The following is a 17666-nucleotide window of genomic DNA, read 5'->3' as shown; positions in this document are numbered from 1 at the left end:
AGCGACGTACTCTGCCTGCGGTGCGTCGGCATGTCAACGGCTTGACCGAAACAGGAACGCCAGCGAAACCAAGCCGTGCCCTTACGTCCCCGCCGCCCCGTTCACCGGGCATCGATCAGCAGGTCAGCCCGGGTCGGACGCGGCCAGCAGCTCCCGCGCGGCGAGCGCGGTGCGCAGCACCGTCGCCGTGTCGGGGGCGAGCGGGTCGACCCCGAGCAGCCGCTTGATCAGCCCCACCCGGTAGCCCACCGAGTTGCGGTGCAGGTGCAGGCGCTCGCTGACGGCCTGCCGGCTGCCCCCGGTGGCCAGCCAGCAGTCCAGGGTGCGCAGCAGGTCGTCGCGGTGCCCGATCGGCCCCAGGTGCCGCTGGACGAACCAGCGCAGCCGCTCGTCGGGCACGGCCAGCAGGACCTGGTGCAGCCCGGCCCGGCCGAAGGGGAGCTCCGGCGGCGCGTCCGGCTGCCGCAGCAGCAGGCGCAGCAGGCGGTCGGCGTCGCGGAACGACACCGCCGTCCGGGCGGCCCCGCTGACCAGCGCGCCGCTGGCCACCCGCACCTGCCCCGCGCCGACGATCTGGTCCAGCCGGGCCCGCAGCCGGGTCGCCTCGCGCTCGACGTCGTCGCCGTGCAGCAGGGTCCAGGCCCGCCGCCCCTCGGCGAGCACGGGCCGGTCCAGCCAGCTCAGCGCCGACGCCCAGCGCCGCGGCTGGGCCCCGGTGTAGCCGATCCCGGCGACCGCGTGCGGCAGGTCCAGCCGCCAGCCGTGGGCCGCGCCGGCCCGCAGCAGGTCGGCCTCGGTGAACCCGCGCGGGCCGGCGACGTCGCCGGGACCGGGCGGCTCGCCGGCCCCGGGCGGGCGGACGCCGGCGCGCAACGCCCGCAGCACGGCCGCGGCGTCGGCGAGGGCTGGCGGCGGGGGCGACTCGCGGCGTACGGCGTCGATCAGCAGCGCGGTGGTCGCGGCCCGGGCCAGGTCGAGCTGCCCGGCGGTGACCGGCTCGGCCACCAGCAGCGCGCCGAGCCGCCGCTGTCCCGCGCCGACCGGCACGGCGCGGCCGGTCCACCCGTCGGCGCAGCGGACCCGGCCCGCGACCACGCCCGCCACCGGCCCGCCACCGGCCCGGGAGCCGGTCAGCGCCCGGCGCACGTCGCCGGGGTCGGCGTCGCGGGCGTCGCCGGCCGCGCCGTCGCTGGCGGCCAGCAGCTCACCGGCCTCGGAGACCAGCCGGCAGGCCGCGCCGACGCGCTGCGCGAGCGCGGCCAGCAGGCCGGGCCAGCCGGCCCCGCCGAAGGCCAGCTCGGCGAGGGCCTGGGCGAACGCGGCCGGCGGCGGCCCGGTCGCGACGCTCAGCCGCGCCCGGGCCGCCGGGAGCTCGTTCGGCCGGGTCACGCCGATGGGCGATCGAGCAGCCGGACCGCCACGGCCTTCTCCTGGGTGTACTCGCGCAGCGCGGCGTAGCCGCCGCCACGGCTGAACCCGCTCTCCTTCTGCATGTTGAACGGGAAGCCGATCACCCCGGCGTCGTGGAACTGGTTGACCGCCACCTGGCCGCTGCGCGCGTCGGCGGCGACCCGCAGCGCCCGGGACACGTCGCTGGTCCAGATGCAGGTCAGCAGCCCGAAGTCGGTGCCGTTGACCAGCGCCACGGCCTCGTCGACGCCGCGGAAGCCCTGCACGGCCAGCACCGGGCCGAAGATCTCCTCGCGGGCCAGCCGCATGCCGGGGTCGACCCCGTCGAAGACGGTCGGCGCGACGAACCAGCCGTCGCCGTACCGCGCGCCGGCCGACTCGCCGCCGGTGACCAGCCGGGCCCCGGCGGTCGGGGCCTCGGCCAGGAAGCCGCGCACCCGGTCGTACTGGGCCTGGCTGACCAGCGGCCCCATGTCCAGGTCCTGGTCCCATGCGCCGGTGCGCACGGCCGCCATACCGGCGGCGACCCGCTCCACCACCTCGGCGCGGATCGACTCCTCGACCAGCAGCCGGGACCCGGCGTAGCAGTTCTGCCCCGCGTTCTCGGTGATCGAGGTGACGATCGCCGGGATCGCCACGTCCAGGTCGGCGTCGGCGAAGACGACGTTCGGGGACTTGCCGCCCAGCTCCAGCTTCACGGGGACGAGGTTCTCGGCGGCGGCCCGCATGACGGCGCGGCCGGTCACCGTGGACCCGACGAAGCTGATGTGGTCCACGTCGCGGTGCCCGGTGAGCGCGGTGCCCGCCTCGGGGCCGAGGCCGGTGACGACGTTGAGCACGCCCGGCGGCAGGCCGGCCCGGCGGGCCAGCTCGGCCAGGGCGAACGGGGCCAGGGGCGCGACCTCGGAGGGCTTGAGCACGACGGTGTTGCCGGCGGCGAGGGCCGGGGCGACGTTGGCCGCGGTGAGCACGGCGGGCACGTTCCACGGGATGATCACGGCGCACACCCCGTACGGTTCGGGGCGGGTGTAGCCGAAGTAGTCCGGCGTGCGGGTGGGCAGGGTGACGCCGGTGAGCTTGTCGGCCGCGCCGGCGAAGTAGTCGACGATGCCGTGCGCGATGTACATGTTGAGACGCCCGCCGGAGCGGGGCTTGCCCACGTCGCGGGCCTCGTGGTCGGCGAGGTCGTCGACGTGGGCGAGGATCAGGTCGGCCCAGCGGCGCAGGATCGCCCCGCGCTCGGTGGGCGAGGTCGCCGCCCAGGCGGGGAAGGCCCGGCGGGCCGCCGCGACGGCCGCGTCGACGTCGGCCGCCCGGGCCCGCGCCACCGGCTGGATGGGCTCGCGGGTCGCGGGATCGAGCACCGGCAGCTCGCCCTGGTCGGCGGCGGCGACCCAGGCGCCGTCGATGAGCTGGCGGGCGGGGGGAATGTCCAGGTCAGCCATGAGGGAATCCTTGACCCTTCATGTTTCACATGTCAAGATGCAGTCTCGCTTTGTGAGTTGACTGGGAGGACGTGTGCGGATCACTGCGGCGGTGCTGGAGAAGGCGGGAGCGCCGTTCACCCTCCAGCAGCTCGACCTCGCCGAACCGGGGCCGGACGAGGTGCTGGTGCGGGTGGACAGCGTCGGCGTCTGCGGCACGGACCTGGAGTTCTCCACCTTCTTCCCCACCCCGGCGGTCCTCGGCCACGAGGGCAGCGGCGTGGTGGAGCAGGTGGGCGCGCGGGTCACCGGCGTCGCCGTCGGGGACCACGTGGCCATGAGCTTCGCCTCCTGCGGCGAGTGCCCGCTCTGCCTCGGCGGAAACCCGGCGTACTGCCGCCGGTTCGACGCCGTGAACTTCACCGGGCGGCGGCCGGACGGCAGCTCGGCGCTGTCCCGCGACGGCGCGCCCGTCAACGGCCACTTCCTCGGCCAGTCGTCGTTCGCCAGCCACGTGGTCGCCCCGGCCCGCGCCGTGGTGCCCGTCGCCAAGGAGATCGACCTGCGGGTCGTCGGCCCGTTCGGCTGCGGCTTCGGCACCGGTGCCGGCGCGGTGCTCAACGTGCTGCGCCCGGAGGTCGGGTCGTCGCTGGTCGTCTTCGGCGCCGGCGCGGTGGGCGTCGCGGCGATCCTGGCCGCCCGCGCGGCCGGCTGCGCCGTGGTGGCCGCCGTGGACGTCAACGCCGGCAAGCTGGACACCGCGCGGCTGCTCGGCGCGACCCACGGGGTGCACTCGGCCGCCGGGGACCCGCGCGAGCTGCTGGCGGCGATCGCCCCGCACGGCTTCGACGTCGCGATCGACACCACCGGCCGGGAGGACGTGCTGCGCACGGCGGTGGAGGTCCTCGGCCCGCTGGGCCGCTGCGGCGTCATCGGCGTCGGGCCGAGCGAGCGGATGAGCTTCGACTGGCGCAGCATCCTCAACGGCCGCACCGTCACCGGCATCATCGGCGGCAACAGCCTGCCGCAGGTCTTCCTGCCGAAGCTGATCGACCTGCACACCGCCGGCCGCTTCCCGGTGGACCGGCTGATCACCTACTTCCCGTTCGAGCAGATCAACGAGGCGGTGGCGGCGGTACGCGCCGGCGAGGTCGGCAAGGCGGTCCTGACCTTCTGATCCTCGATTCGTGACACCGTCTCGTGGTGCGAGCGAGCTACGCTCGTCGTCCGACACCCCAGTGGCGCGGCTGGGCAACACCGCGCAGCGTCCCACACCCGTGGAGCTCGTCCCCATGACCGAACAACCGCTGACCGCACCGGCCACCCCCTTCGACCACCACTCGGCCGAGTGCAACGCCGACCCCGTGGGCTACTACGAGGCGTACCGGCAGACCTGCCCGGTCGGGCGCACCACCGCGCACGGCGGCTTCGTCTACACCACCCGGTACGCCGACGTGGTCCGCATCGCCCGCGACGACGACACCTTCTCCTCCGCCCGGTCCGTCGCCGGGGGCGACGGCACCGCCATCGTCATCCCCCGGGGCCCCGGCCTGGAGCAGTACCCGATCGAGCTGGACCCGCCGGCCGCCACGGAGTACCGGGACCTGATCAACCCGCTGCTCACCCAGGACGCGGTGGCGAAGCTGGCCCCGATGATCGCCCGGCACACCACCCGCGTGATCGACTCGTTCGTCACGGAGGGCTCGGTCGACTTCGTCCGCGACCTGACCAACCCGCTGCCGGCCGCCGTCACCCTCGACTGGCTGGGCTTCCCGGAGGCCGACTGGGCCAAGCTCGCCGGCCCCATCCACGACATCTTCGCCGCGCTGCCCGGCAGCGAACGCGCCGCGCGCGGGGCCGCCGGCCTGGCGTACCTCGACCAGCGCATCCGCGAGCTGATCGTCGAGCGCCGCGCGCAGCCGACCGGCGACGCCGTGAGCTACCTGGCCACCCAGCGCCGCCCCGACGGCGAGCTGTTCGACGCCGACGAGTTGGTCTCCGTCATCGGGCTGCTGATCGCCGGCGGGGTCGACACCACCACCTCGCTGACCGGGTCCACGCTGGTGCACCTGAGCCGCCACCCCGAGGACCGGCAGCGGCTGATCGACTCCCCCGACCTGCTGCACAACGCCACCGAGGAGTTCCTGCGGGCGTTCGCCCCGTCGCAGTCGATGGCCCGCACCGCCCGCGCCGACGCCGAGGTGGGCGGCTGCCCGGTCACGGCCGGCGAGCGGGTGCTGATCCCCTGGGTCGCCGCCAACCACGACCCGGCGGTCTTCCCCGAGCCCGAGCAGATCCGGCTCGACCGCGACGCCACCCGGCACCTCAGCTTCGGCATCGGCAGCCACCGCTGCGCCGGCGCGCACCTGGCCCGCCTCATGTTCCGCGAGATGATCACGCAGGTGCTCACCCGGCTGCCCGACTACCGGGTCGTCGAGGAGGGCCTGGTCACCTACCCGACCCGGGGCAACCAGACCGGCTGGGACGCCGTGCCCGCCGTGTTCACCCCCGGCCCCCGCGCCACCGACGCGCCGGGCGCGCGCCCGGCCGCCGGGCCGACCGTCGACCGGGACCTGCGCGTGGAGGTCGCGGCCCTCGCCGCCGACGACGTGCTGGAGGTACGCCTCGCCGACGCCACCGGCGCGCCGCTGCCGCCCTGGGCGCCCGGGGCGCACCTGGAGGTGCGGCTGCCGTCCGGCCGGGTCCGGCAGTACTCGCTGTGCGGCGACCCCGACGACGACCGCCACTACCGCATCGCGGCCCTGCGCGAGGCGGGCGGCCGGGGCGGCTCGGTCGAGCTGCACGAGGTGGCCCGCGCCGGGGCGACCCTGTCGGTGCGCGGCCCGCGCAACCACTTCCCGCTCGTCGACGCCCCCGGCTACCTGTTCCTCGCCGGCGGCATCGGCATCACCCCGATCCTGGCGATGGCCCGCGAGGCCGACCGCCGGGGCGTGCCGTTCCGGCTGGTCTACGGCGGGCGCACCCGCGCCTCGATGGCCTTCGCCGACGAGGTGGTGGCGCTCGCCGGGGACCGGGCCACCCTGCTGCCGCAGGACGAGGCCGGCCTGCCCGACCTGGCGGCGCTCGTCGCGTCCGCCGGGCCGGACACCGCCATCTACTGCTGCGGGCCCACCGCGATGATCGGCGCGCTGGAGCGGACCTGCGCCGAGGCGGGCCGGTCGGGGCAGCTGCACGTCGAGCGGTTCACCGCCGGCGACGACCTGGAGGTCGCCTTCGACCCGGCGGCCAACACCGAGTTCGAGGTGCACCTGGCCCGCACCGGGGCGACCGTGCGGGTGCCGAGGGACCGCCGGATGATCGACGTGCTGCGCGAGACGGTGCCCGGCCTGACGTACGACTGCGAGAAGGGCTACTGCGGCGCGTGCGAGACGCGGGTGCTGGCCGGCACGCCGGAGCACCGCGACTCGCTGCTCACCGAGGCCGAGCGCGCGGCCGGACGCAGCATGATGATCTGCGTGGGCCGCAGCTGCTCCGAGCGGCTCGTGCTGGACCTGTAGATGCCAGGGCGGCGGTGACCCCGGTAGCACCACCGGGGTCACCGCCGCCCGCCGTCGGCCACCGCACATTGCTCACGTAAGGCGACGGCCCTGGAGGCTATTCACGGTCCCGGCAACTTCACCGTCCGCAATCTTGTCGGGCCCCACCATACGCCGCTCCCATCCTTTGCTCTGCACCCATAGGCGCAACACCCGCAAACATCAGGTCTCATAGCCCGCAATGGATGCCGTAGCGGCGGAATGGCCGGTTGCTCATCGTGATCTGTTGCGTATGTGGGTGCAGAGCAAAGGGCGGCGAAGGGGCGCTGCCCCCGCGCCCGCATGTTGCTCTCCGTCACGGGACGCCGGCAGATCGGGGCGCAGCAGGCCGGTGCCGACGCGGACGGCCCGCCGCGCCACGACTCTGGGGCGCTGCGGGCCGTCCTGACGAGGGGCCGGTGGGTCAGTTGCCCCACTCGAAGTTGGGCTCGACCGCCTCGGCGATGCGGAACCGGCCGCCCGGCGCGATCTCGCTGCCGCGCTCGCTCACCACGTGCTTGCCGAAGCCGGTGACCAGCGGCCGGCCGACGTCGCGCTTGAGCCACAGCCGCAGCAGGTGGCGGCGGCGCTCCGGCTCGGGGAAGTCGACGTAGCCGGTGCGCGAGTGCAGGGCGGCGTAGTTGAGCAGCCACTGCACGTCCCCGGGCTGGAAGTCCATGTCCAGGGCCAGGCCGGGGGCCTGGGACACCTCGTCGTAGAGGTGCAGCAGCTCGATCTGCGCCTCGGTGAGCCGGGGCACCTCCGGGTAGTCCTGCGCGGAGAAGATCATCGAGCTGCCGGCGTACGTGCTGAAGACGCCGTCGACGTAGCTGCAGATGGGCGAGGTGTAGGTGCGGGCCGGGGCGTCCGGGTCCTGCCGGTGCCAGTCCCAGTGCCACGGCTCGAACAGCAGCGGCGCGAGGTCCGGCCGGCGGCGCAGGATCTCGTTGTAGATGGTGGTGCCGCTGACCAGGCTGCTCGCCCCGCCGGCCTTGGCGGCGCGCAGGCACATCAGCGCGACGACGTCGGAGCTGTCGGAGTGGAACGGCAGCCGGTCCCGCACCCGCGAGGGCAGCGCCGACGGGTCGTCGAGGGTCTTGTTGGAGGTGGCGATGACGTGGTCGAGCACGTCGCCCATCTGGTTCTGCCCCATCGGCACGCCGAGGTGCAGCCCCATCAGGTAGAAGATGGCACCGGCGAGGGTGTCGCCGTACGCCTCCGTGCGCAGCCCGCGGACGAGGATGAAGCCGCGCCCGGAGTCGAGCTGCCGGGCGCACTCCTCGTTGAGGCCGGCGCAGGCCGGCAGCGGGTAGTCGGCGGCGGTCACGGTGCGCAGGTCGGGGTTGTCGGCGACGAAGCGGCGGCCGACGTTCTCCAGCTCGTCGAGCTCGGTGTCGCTGAGCTTGTAGACCCACTCGGTCGAGGTGCGCAGCTCGTCGCCGCGCCAGGCGGACGGGCCGGAGATGGGGGCGAGGTCGATTGCGGTGGTCATGATGATGCGCTCCGAGGGTCGGTTTCTGACGGGTACGGGTCGGTGCCCCGGCGCGGGTGGTGCCACGGGCCGGGCGATCGACGGCAGGGACGGCTTCGCCGCCGGTCCACGGCGGCGGGGCGGCCCGTCAGAAGGGGGTCTGCGGATCCCCGGCGGCGGTCCCGGGGCGCATGCCCTCTCGCGGCGGGTGTACCCGCAGCGGCTCCTCGTAACCGCGCACCAACAATCCAGCGCCTTGCGGAACTCGGATCATGGCGTCTCCTGCGGCTGACGGTGTCGCCTCAGGCTAGGGCAGCCCCAGCGCAACGTCAAGAGAGACGGCGTCTCGCAATCCGACAAGCGCCCCGAGGGCGCCTCCCCGGAATCTAAGACATTTCCCAAATGCATTGGCCAGCATCGATTCTGATCGCCGCGCAGGGCGGCCGGTCAGACGAGGAGCGATCCATGCCCGTACGAGAGTCCGACACGATCCCCGGCGCGACGCCCCGCCCGGCCCGCGCCCTCGCCGCCGGTCCGGACGGCTGGCGAGGCCCCCTGCTGGACCACCTTCCACCGCGCGAACGCCGGCTCTTCCACCGGTTCGGCCAGGGACCCGAGGCGACCGTGCCCGACCTGCGCATCCACCACGCGTTCGAACGCTGGGCCGCCGCCACGCCCGACGCCGTCGCGGCCGAGCACCTCGGCGTGACGATCAGTTACCGCGAACTGGACCGTCAGGCCAACCGGCTCGCGGCCCGGCTCGCCGACCTCGGCGTCCGGGCCGGGGACGCCGTGGGCGTCTTCGCCAGCCGCTCGCTGCCGATGCTGGTGGGGATCCTGGCGACGCTGAAGGCCGGGGCGGCCTACGTCCCGCAGGACGTCCGGATCACCCCGCACCGGCAGCTGCGGCAGGTCGCGACGACCGCCCGGTGCCGGGTGGTGCTGACCACGGCCGGGGCCCTGGACGCGGTGCCGGCGCTGCCCGGCGTGCCGCGGCTCGCCGTCGACGAGCTGACGGCGCAGCCGCTGCCGCCCGGCCGGCACCTGAGCGCCCCCGGCACCGACCGCCCGGTGACCGCCGACGACGGCTGCTACGTCCTGTTCACCTCCGGCACCACCGGCACGCCGAACGGGGTCACCGTCACCCACGGCAACGTCGCCAACCTCCTGCTCACCGCCCCGGGAAACCTGGGGATCGGGCCGGGCCGGCGGGTGGCCCAACTGCTCAACGTCGCCTTCGACATGGCCGCCTGGGAGATCCTCGGCTGCCTCGCCAACGGCGGCACCCTGCTCGTGCGCGACCGCGACCTCACCGCCACCGCCGCCCGCGCCGACGTGGTGATCGCCACCCCGTCCGTGCTCGGGCGCATCGACCCGGACCGGTGCGCCGGGGTGCGGACGGTCGCCGTGGCGGGCGAGCCCTGCCCGCGCCCGCTGGCCGACCGGTGGGCCGCCGGCCGCGCCTTCTACAACTGCTGCGGGCCGACCGAGACCACCATCGTCAACACCATGCACCGGCACCGGCCCGGCGGGCCGCTCACCATCGGCCGGCCGACGCCGAACAACACCGTCTACGTCCTCGACGCCGACGGGCGGCCGTGCCGCATCGGCGAGGCCGGCGAGATGTGGGCCGGCGGCGGCTGCGTCTCCGCCGGCTACCTCGACAACGACGCGCTCAACGCCGAGCGGTACGCCCCGGACCCGTTCCTCGGCGACGGCCGGCTGATGTTCCGCACCCGCGACCGGGGCCGCTGGACCGCCGACGGGGAACTGGAGCACCTGGGCCGCACCGACGACCAGGTGAAGGTCCGGGGCTTCCGGGTCGAGCTGGACGCGGTCTCCGCGGTGCTGGAGGCGGTTCCGGGCTGCCGGGCGGCGGTCACGCTCAAGCTGACCGACCGCGACCTGGTCTCCTTCGTCGCCCCGGCCGGGCTGGACCCGCAGCGGTGCCGGGACGCGGTGGCCGCCGCGCTGCCCTACTACTGCGTGCCGGCGGCCGTGCACCCGCTGCCGGAGCTGCCGATGACCGGCCGGGGCAAGGTCGACCGGGACGCGTTGCGCCGGCTCGCCCTCGACCTGCGCTGGCAGTGGGCGCACATCGAGGAGGCGGCGGCGTGACCACCACACCCGTCCGGCCGCAGCCGGCCCCGCCCGCTCCCCCGCGTACCGACGCGGCGGCCCCGCCCGGCGACGGGCCGCCGCCCCCGGTGTCGACGCTGCGCCGGGTCCTCGCCCATCCCCGGTTCATGCACCACCACCGCCTCGTCGCGGCGGTGCTCGCGGCCAACGCCGGGCTGCTGGCGCACGGCCTGGCCGCCGGCTGGTGGCGCGGGCCCGGCGCGGCCGAGGCCCTGGGGGCCGCCGCGTTGGCCAACGTCGCGCTGGCGGTCCTGGTGCGCCAGCAGTACGTGATCAACCTGCTGTTCTGGCTGGCCACCCGCGCGCCGACCCGGTGGCCCCTGCGGATCCGCGCGACCCTGGGCAAGGTCTACCACTTCGGCGGCCTGCACGTCGGCGGGGCGCTGGCCGGCACCGCCTGGTATCTCGGGCAGCTCGGCGCGCTGACCGCCGCCGGTGGGCGCGGGCCGGGCGGGGCGGGTGCCCTGGTCACCGGCTACGCCACCGCCGGCCTGCTGCTGGCGGTCGTCGGCACCGCCCTGCCGCCGGTGCGGTCCCGCCGGCACGACCTGTTCGAACGCACCCACCGCCTCGGCGGCTGGGCGGCGCTGCTGCTGCTGTGGGCGCAGGCCGGACTCCTGGCCGGCGGCCCGGTCGCCCTCGCCGCCTCGCCGCAGGGCTGGGCGCTCGCCGGGCTGACCGCCAGCATCGCCCTGCCCTGGCTGCGGCTGCGCCGGGTGCCGGTCGTGGTCGAGCGCCCCTCGTCGCACGTGGCGCTGGTCCATTTCGACCACGGGGTGACCCCGTTCCCCGGCTCGTCCACCGCGATCAGCCGCCGCCCGCTGTGGGAGTGGCACTCCTTCGCCAACGTGCCGGCGCCGGGGCGCAGCGGCTTCCGGCTGACCGTCTCCCGGGCCGGCGACTGGACCGGCCGGTTCATCGACGACGCGCCGCAGCGGGTCTGGGTGAAGGGGATCAGCACCGCCGGGGTGGCCAACGTCGAGACCCTGTTCCGGCGGGTGGTCTACGTGGCCACCGGCAGCGGCATCGGCCCGGTGCTGCCGCACCTGCTGGCCGAGCAGGTGCCGGCCCGGCTCGTCTGGGTGGCCCGCCGGCACCGGGAGACCTTCGGCGACGCGCTGGTCGACGAGATCCTCGCCCACCAGCCCGACGCGCTGCTGTGGGACACCGCCCGCGACGGCAAGCCCGACATGCTGCGGCTGGCCTGGCAGGCGTACCGCCAGTTCGATGCCGAGGCGGTCATCTGCATCTCGAACCGCCCGCTGACCTGGCAGGTGGTGCGGGGCATGGAGGAACGCGGCGTCCCCGCGTACGGGGCGATCTGGGACTCCTGAGGGACGGGCCGCCGCCCGGGACCGCGCCGGTCCCGGGCGGCCGGCTCAGAGCGCGCCGATCTGGTAGCCGAGCCCGTGCACGGTGCGGACCACCCCGTCGCCGAGCTTGCGCCGCAGGTAGTGCACGTACGTGTCGACGACCGCCTCGGTGCGGTCGGCGCCGAAGACCCGCCCGCGCAGCTGGCTGCGGCTGTGCACCATGCGGGGCTGGGTGGCGAGCAGCCGGATCAGCTCGAACTCCCGCCGGCTGAGCGTCACCTCCCGGCCGTCGGGCAGCCGCACCCCGCGTTGGGCCAGGTCGAGCTGCCCGGCACCGATGGGGATCAGCTCCGCCCCGTCGAAGCGGCGGCGGGTCAGCGCCCGGACCCGGGCCATCAGCTCCGCCACCTCGAAGGGCTTCGGCAGGTAGTCGTCGGCCCCGGCGTCCAGGCCCCGGATCCGCTCGGTGGGTTCGGCGAGGGCGCTGAGCATGAGCACCCGGGCGGCGACCGCGCAGCGCCGCAGCCGGATGAGCAGGTCGACGCCGTCGATGGCGGGCAGCCGCCGGTCGAGCATGATCACCTGGTACCGGCCGCGCAGGGCCAGGTGCAGGCCCCGCTGCCCGTCCCGGGCCAGGTCGATGCGGTAGCCGTCCCCGCTGAACAGCTCGACCAGCATGTCGGCGAGCTCCGCGTCGTCCTCGACGAGGAGCAGCGGGCCGTGCGCCGGGGCCGGCGGGTCGTCCATTTGTTTATGGTCCCACCGAATGCTGAGAAGGTTGACCCGCGGAATTCTCCGCCGGTCGGGACCCGGTCAGGACCCGGTCAACTCGCGCTCCCGGCCCGCCCGGTCCCGACCTGCCCACCAGCAGAAGGGCCACCGGGAACCGGGGGCGTCGCCGTCCGACGACACCGCGCCGGGCCGCGCCCCGCCGCGCAGCGGCAGCCGTACGGTGAACGCGGCCCCGGCCCCCGGCCGGCCGGCGGCGCTGATCGTGCCGCCGTGCGCGGTGACCACCTCGCGGATCAGGGCCAGCCCGAGCCCGACGCGGCGGTCCCCGGAGCCGGGGCCCCGGTGGAACCGGTCGAAGATCCGGTCGGCGTGCCGGGGGTCGAACCCCCGGCCGGAGTCGGTGACCACCAGCTCGACGTGGTCCGGGGCCGCCGGGCGCAGCCGCACCTCCACGCGGCCGCCGGTCGGGGTGTGGTTCAGGGCGTTGGCCAGCAGCTCCGCCACCACCCGGCGCAGCGCGGGCCCGACGCCCTGCACCGGCACCGGGGCGTCCGCGCCGGCCACGGTGAGCGTCACCCCGTGCTCGGCGGCGCGCGGCGCGTCGGCCTCCACCGCCTCGGCCACGAGCGCGGCGAGGTCGACCGTGGCCGGCGGCCGGGCCACCGACGTCGTGTCGGCCAGCCGGGCCGACAGCAGCAGCTCGTCGACGATCTCCCCCAGCCGCCGGGTGGTGTCCAGCAGCCGGTCCAGGTCCGCCCGGTCCGCGTCGTGGCCGGAGCGCGCCGCGCGCCGCGCCAGCAACTGCGCCGCCGTGTGCACCCGGGTGATCGGGGCGCGCAGCTCGTGGCTGGCGTCGGCGACGAAGCGGCGCTGCCGGTCGAGCGCCTCGGCCAGCGGCAGCACCGCCGCGCGGCGCAACCGCAGGTCGGTCACGGTCGCCGCGACCAGCACCGCCGCCGCCGCGAGCGACATCCCCCACAGCAGGTAGCGCCGCTCGGCGAGCTGGAAGCGGGCGTCGAAGACCACCTGGACGACCTCGTCGCCGCGTAGCTGCGTCCGCACGTGGTAGACGGTGCCGTTGCGGGCCACCTGGCTGACCTGCGGCCGCCCGGTGCGGGCCACGGCGTGGATCGCGTCGTGCCTCGGGAAGCCGGCCGGGGGCGCCCCGGCGTGCCCCGTGTCGCTCGCGCCGCCGAAGATCCAGGTGCAGCCGGACGGGTCGGCCGGGCGGCCGTGCAGCACCGCCCAGTCGAGCTCGTGGCGGATCTTGGCCTGCTGGACGTGCAGCAGCGCGGCGTACGCGACGCCCCCGAACAGGGCCAGCAGGGCGACGGTCAGCAGGCCGACGCTCAGCCCGGTGCGCGGTCGGGCGCGGCGCACGGCCGGCCGCTGCTCGTCGGTCAGCGGCACCGGGCTACCGCCCCCCGCCCTCCCGCACGGCCCCGCTCCCGTGCGCCAGCGTGACTACCGACCCGCATCCATCGAAGATGGCACATCACCCATCCGAGCGGAAGGGATCACCGAGCGTCCTCCCGGATGGCGGACCCGCCGGCCGCCCAGCGCCGGGCCAGCTCGGCGCAGACCAGCAGCTGGAGCTGGTGGAACAGCATCAGCGGCAGCAGCACCAGGCCGACGGTCTGTGGGCTGAACAGCACCGCCGCCATCGGCAGCCCGGTCGCCATGCTCTTCTTCGACCCGCAGAAGATGGCGGTGATCCGGTCGGGGCGGGCGAAGCCGAACAGCCGCGCCGCCCCGGCGGTGGCGAGCAGGACCACCAGCAACAGCGCCGCCAGCACCCCGAGCAGCGCCAGCAGCCGGCCCGGCGAGGTGCGCTGCCAGACCCCGGCGACCACCCCGGCGCTGAACGCGGTGTAGACGACCAGCAGGATCGACCCCCGGTCGACGAGGGTGAGCACCCGCTTGTGCCGGCCCATCCAGCCGCCGAGCCAGGGCCGCAGGGCCTGGCCGGCGGCGAACGGCAGCAGGAGCTGGGCGACGATCTCCAGGATCGACCCCGCCGAGAATCTCACCGCGCCGCTGCCGGCCAGCACCACGCCGGCCAGGACGGGGGTGAGCAGCACGCCGGCCACGTTGGAGAAGGAGGCGCTGAAGATGGCGGCCGGCACGTTGCCGCCGGCCATCGAGGTGAACGCGATCGACGACTGGACGGTGGAGGGCACCACGCACAGGAACAGCAGCCCCTGGTAGAGCTCCGGGGTCAGCACCGCGGGCTGCAACACCCGGGCGGCCAGCCCGAGCAGCGGGAACAGCACGAACGTGCTCGACAGCACCAGGGCGTGCAGCCGCCAGTGCCGCGCGCCGGCCCACGCCTCGCCGGGCGAGATGCGGGCGCCGTAGAGGAAGAAGAGCAGCCCGATGGCGAGGGTGGTCGCCACGGACGCGCCGTCGGCGAACCGACCCCGGGCGGGCAGCACGGTGGCCAGCACGAGGGTGGCCAGCAGGGCCAGGATGTACGGGTCGAGCGGGATCCGGGACAGCCAGCGGCGCACGATCGACCCTTCCCCGACAGTCACCACAATTCGAGACAGCGTCTCGCCTCGTGATGCTGCTACGGGCGTCGGGGTGGAGTCAAGCAGTGCGGCGACGGTCACACCGCCCGCCGGCGACGACCGCCACCGCCCCGGCGGTCCGGCCCGGGTGCGCGGCCGTGCCAGGATGTCGCCGTGTCCTATCCTCCTCATTCGCCGTACCCGCCGGGCCCCGGCGCGGTCGCGCCGCTGACCGCCTACCCGCAACCGATCCCGCCGCCCCCGGGCCACGCCGTACTGGTCGTGTCGGTCAACCGGGGGCCCTACCTCGTCCCCGCCCCGGCCACCAGCAAGTTCAAGATCGACGGCCGGACGGTGCCGATCCCCGGCGAGGGCACCTGGCACGTGGCCGTCCCGGCGGGGCCGCACGACGTGCGGTACACCGACTTCATCGGAATCCCCGTCATCACCACCGCGCTCGTCGCCCAGCCCGGGGCCGCGCACCACCTGTCGTTCCGCTTCGGCGGCTGGCGCAACCGGGTCCACGACGGGCACGGCACCGACGTCACGCGCTTCGGCATGTGGTCCAACTACAGCATCATGCTCGTCACGCTCGCCGTGCTCGGTGTGCTGTGCTGCGGCGGCTTCGGGCTCGTCGCCGCCCTGTCCGGCACCTCCTGACCGGCACGTCCCGCCGCCCGGCGCCCGCCCGGCCGGGGGCCGCCCGTCCGGCAGAGCCGGGGCGGCCCCCGGCGGGGGCGGCACCTGGCCGGGGCAGCCCCCGGCCGAGACGGCACCCTGGCCGGGACGGCACCTGACCGGGGCGGCCCGGTCAGGCCAGCGACGCCGGGAACCGCTCCCACACCCGGTGCGCGGCCAGCAGCCGCTGCACGGCCGCGAGCGCGTCGTCGCCGGAGTCGCCCGCGACCACCCCCGGGGTGCCGACCACCCCCGCCGCCTCCAGCACGGCGACGCCCGGGCCCCATGCTCCGATCGCCTTGGCGTGCCGCCAGCACTCCTGCACCAGCAGCAGCACGCGCGGGTCGACCGCCGCCGGGCCCGGCGCGCCCGCCTTCGCGTCGCGCGCCGGCAGCGCGTCCGGCGCGGGCGCGGGCGCCCCGGCCACCAGCAGCGCGTCGAACTCGACCGACCGGCCGGTGGCGAAGGTCCGCTGCACCGGCAGCCCGCCCACCGTCCCGCCGTGCGGGGCGATCAGCAGCGGCACCATGCCCGCCGCGAAGACGGCCCGCTGCACCTGGCCGACCCCGTCGACACCGGCGTCGGGGTCGACGACGATCCCGACCGTACGACCGTCCGCCGGCCACTCGCGGCCGACCTGCGACAGCGTGGGGCTGGGCGCGACGTCGGCCAACGGCACGGTCGGCTCCGGCGCGGGCAGGCCCAGCCCGGCGGCCACCTGCGCACACAGCACCGGGTCGACGTTCGCCAGGCAGGCGAGCTGACGTTCCCGGATCGCCTGGTGGTAGCACTTGCCCAGCTCGAAGGTGTAGGCGCGGACGATGTGCTCCTGCTCCACCGCCGACATGCTCAGCCAGAACAGGCGTACCTGGCTGAAGTGGTCGTCGAACGAGGCCGGGTTCGCGCGCACCTTCGGTGCCTGCGCCACCGTCACCGGCACGTCGACGAACGCGCCCTCGGCGTCGCCGGCCGGGAACGGGTTGCCGCCGTCGAGGGAGTTCGGCCGGTACGGCGCGACGCCCGCGTGCACCGCCTGCTGGTGGAAGCCGTCGCGGAGCATGTCGTTGACTGGGGCGTGCGGGCGGTTGACCGGGAGCTGGGAGAAGTTCGGCCCGCCGAGCCGGGTGAGCTGCGTGTCGACGTACGAGAAGAGCCGGCCCTGCAACAGCGGGTCGTTGGTGACGTCGATGCCCGGCGGCAGGTGGCCGACGTGGAACGCGACCTGCTCGGTCTCGGCGAAGAAGTTCGTCGGCGTCCGGTTGAGCGTGAGCCGCCCGATCGGCTGCACCGGCGCGAGTTCCTCCGGCACGATCTTCGTCGGGTCGAGCAGGTCGATCCCGGCGAACGTCTCCTCCGGTGTGTCGGGCAGGACCTGCACGCCGAGCTCCCACTCGGGGTACGCCCCCGCCTCGATCGCGTCGTAGAGGTCCCGGCGGTGGAAGTCCGGGTCCACGCCGCCGAGCAGCTGCGCCTCCTCCCAGGTCAGGGAGTGCACGCCGAGCTGCGGCTTCCAGTGGAACTTGACCAGCACGGTCTCCCCGGCGGCGTTGACCAGCCGGAAGGTGTGCACGCCGAAGCCCTCCATCATCCGGTACGAGCGCGGGATCCCCCGGTCGGACATGTTCCACATCGTGTGGTGCTGCGCCTCGGTGTGCAGGGAGACGAAGTCCCAGAACGTGTCGTGCGCGCTCTGCGCCTGCGGGATCTCCCGGTCGGGGTGCGGCTTGCCGGCGTGGATGATGTCGGGGAACTTGATCGCGTCCTGGATGAAGAAGACCGGCATGTTGTTGGCGACGAGGTCGAAGGTGCCCTCGTCGGTGTAGAACTTCGTCGCGAAGCCCCGGGTGTCGCGGACCGTGTCGGCCGAGCCGCGCGAGCCGAGCACGGTGGAGAACCGCACGAAGACCTCGGTCTCGCGGCCCTTGGCGAGGAAGCCCGCCCGCGTGATCGGCTCGGCGGTGCCGTAGCCGACGAACACGCCGTGCGCGCCCGCGCCCCGGGCGTGCACGACGCGCTCGGGGATGCGCTCGTGGTCGAAGTGCGTGATCTTCTCGCGGAAGTGGTGGTCCTGGAGCAGGATCGGGCCGCGCGGCCCGGCCTTGAGCGAGTGGTCCGTGTCGCGCAGCCGCGCCCCCTGCGAGGTGGTGAGGTTGGCGCCCTGCTGGCCGTTCGCGGTCGTCGGCGCGCCGGTCGGCGCACCGGTCGGGCTGCGGGTCCCGGGGGCGCCCTGTTCCCCCTTCGGCGGCAGCGGGCCGTGCGGCGTCGTCGGCTCCGCGACGGGCGGCGGGGCGCTGCCGGGCGCGCCGGGGACGTCGGGGGTCAGGACGTCGGCGACCTTCCCCGCGGCGGCCTCGACGACGTCCTTGACCGCCTTGGCGGGCTTGCGAGCACTCATCTGGACGGGTACCTCCGGGATGCGGCGATGAACGGGCATCCGGGTCGTACCCTGCTGG

Annotated in this window: 12 protein-coding genes; 5 read left to right on the top strand and 7 right to left on the bottom strand. The window is 75.2% G+C overall.

The features are described from left to right. Nucleotides 1-123 precede the first annotated feature (123 nt). A complete protein-coding gene (locus O7633_RS00110; protein WP_282325237.1) occupies nucleotides 124-1389 on the bottom strand; it encodes a helix-turn-helix domain-containing protein in 1266 nt (421 codons plus the stop codon). Beyond that, the gene (locus O7633_RS00105; protein WP_282325236.1) at nucleotides 1386-2855 is read right to left on the bottom strand and encodes an aldehyde dehydrogenase family protein; all 1470 of its coding nucleotides are present in this window, start codon (nucleotides 2853-2855) and stop codon (nucleotides 1386-1388) included. Before O7633_RS00105 ends, O7633_RS00110 begins: the two co-directional genes overlap by 4 nt. Before the next feature lie 73 nt (nucleotides 2856-2928). Here O7633_RS00105 and O7633_RS00100 point away from each other — a divergent pair, with 73 nt between their 5' ends. Further along, the gene (locus O7633_RS00100) at nucleotides 2929-4011 is read left to right on the top strand and encodes an NAD(P)-dependent alcohol dehydrogenase (protein ID WP_178064451.1); all 1083 of its coding nucleotides are present in this window, start codon (nucleotides 2929-2931) and stop codon (nucleotides 4009-4011) included. A 115-nt stretch (nucleotides 4012-4126) separates the two neighbouring features. Continuing rightward, a complete protein-coding gene (locus O7633_RS00095) occupies nucleotides 4127-6352 on the top strand; it encodes a cytochrome P450 (protein ID WP_282325235.1) in 2226 nt (741 codons plus the stop codon). Between the two features lie 442 nt (nucleotides 6353-6794). On the opposite strand, the gene O7633_RS00090 is transcribed toward O7633_RS00095, so the two are convergent. Further along, nucleotides 6795-7862 (bottom strand): TauD/TfdA family dioxygenase, encoded by a 1068-nt coding sequence (locus tag O7633_RS00090; protein WP_278134358.1) that lies wholly within the window; start codon nucleotides 7860-7862, stop codon nucleotides 6795-6797. A gap of 444 nt (nucleotides 7863-8306) precedes the next feature. Here O7633_RS00090 and O7633_RS00085 point away from each other — a divergent pair, with 444 nt between their 5' ends. Continuing rightward, the gene (locus tag O7633_RS00085) at nucleotides 8307-9959 is read left to right on the top strand and encodes an amino acid adenylation domain-containing protein (RefSeq protein ID WP_282325234.1); all 1653 of its coding nucleotides are present in this window, start codon (nucleotides 8307-8309) and stop codon (nucleotides 9957-9959) included. 89 nt (nucleotides 9960-10048) lie between these two features. Next, on the top strand, nucleotides 10049-11314 hold the full coding sequence (locus O7633_RS00080) for a hypothetical protein (RefSeq protein WP_278136402.1): 1266 nt from the start codon (nucleotides 10049-10051) through the stop codon (nucleotides 11312-11314). A 45-nt stretch (nucleotides 11315-11359) separates the two neighbouring features. Here O7633_RS00080 and O7633_RS00075 read toward each other — a convergent pair whose 3' ends face one another. The 3 genes from O7633_RS00075 to O7633_RS00065 all read right to left on the bottom strand — a co-directional run bounded on the left by O7633_RS00075 (nucleotide 11360) and on the right by O7633_RS00065 (nucleotide 14535). Then, complete coding sequence (locus O7633_RS00075) at nucleotides 11360-12040, bottom strand: response regulator transcription factor (protein WP_141724004.1); 681 nt, start codon at nucleotides 12038-12040, stop codon at nucleotides 11360-11362. A 66-nt stretch (nucleotides 12041-12106) separates the two neighbouring features. Further along, nucleotides 12107-13435: a HAMP domain-containing sensor histidine kinase gene (locus O7633_RS00070; protein WP_278134354.1), complete on the bottom strand. Its 1329-nt coding sequence runs from the start codon at nucleotides 13433-13435 to the stop codon at nucleotides 12107-12109. Nucleotides 13436-13542: 107 nt separating this feature from the next. After that, entirely contained in the window at nucleotides 13543-14535 is a 993-nt protein-coding gene (locus tag O7633_RS00065; RefSeq protein WP_282325233.1) for a bile acid:sodium symporter family protein, read from the bottom strand. Nucleotides 14536-14709: 174 nt separating this feature from the next. Here O7633_RS00065 and O7633_RS00060 point away from each other — a divergent pair, with 174 nt between their 5' ends. Continuing rightward, the gene (locus O7633_RS00060) at nucleotides 14710-15195 is read left to right on the top strand and encodes a hypothetical protein (protein ID WP_178064444.1); all 486 of its coding nucleotides are present in this window, start codon (nucleotides 14710-14712) and stop codon (nucleotides 15193-15195) included. A gap of 151 nt (nucleotides 15196-15346) precedes the next feature. Here O7633_RS00060 and O7633_RS00055 read toward each other — a convergent pair whose 3' ends face one another. Then, nucleotides 15347-17608 carry a catalase gene (locus tag O7633_RS00055; protein WP_282325232.1) on the bottom strand — a complete coding sequence of 754 codons (2262 nt, stop codon included), beginning with the start codon at nucleotides 17606-17608 and terminating at the stop codon, nucleotides 15347-15349. Nucleotides 17609-17666 lie beyond the last annotated feature (58 nt).

Source organism: Micromonospora sp. WMMD712 (genome assembly GCF_029581295.1).
In the GTDB taxonomy this organism is placed as follows: domain Bacteria; phylum Actinomycetota; class Actinomycetes; order Mycobacteriales; family Micromonosporaceae; genus Micromonospora; species Micromonospora carbonacea.
The sequence above is the reverse complement of the archived record's forward strand: the minus strand, read 5'-3'. Positions and strand labels throughout refer to the sequence as shown.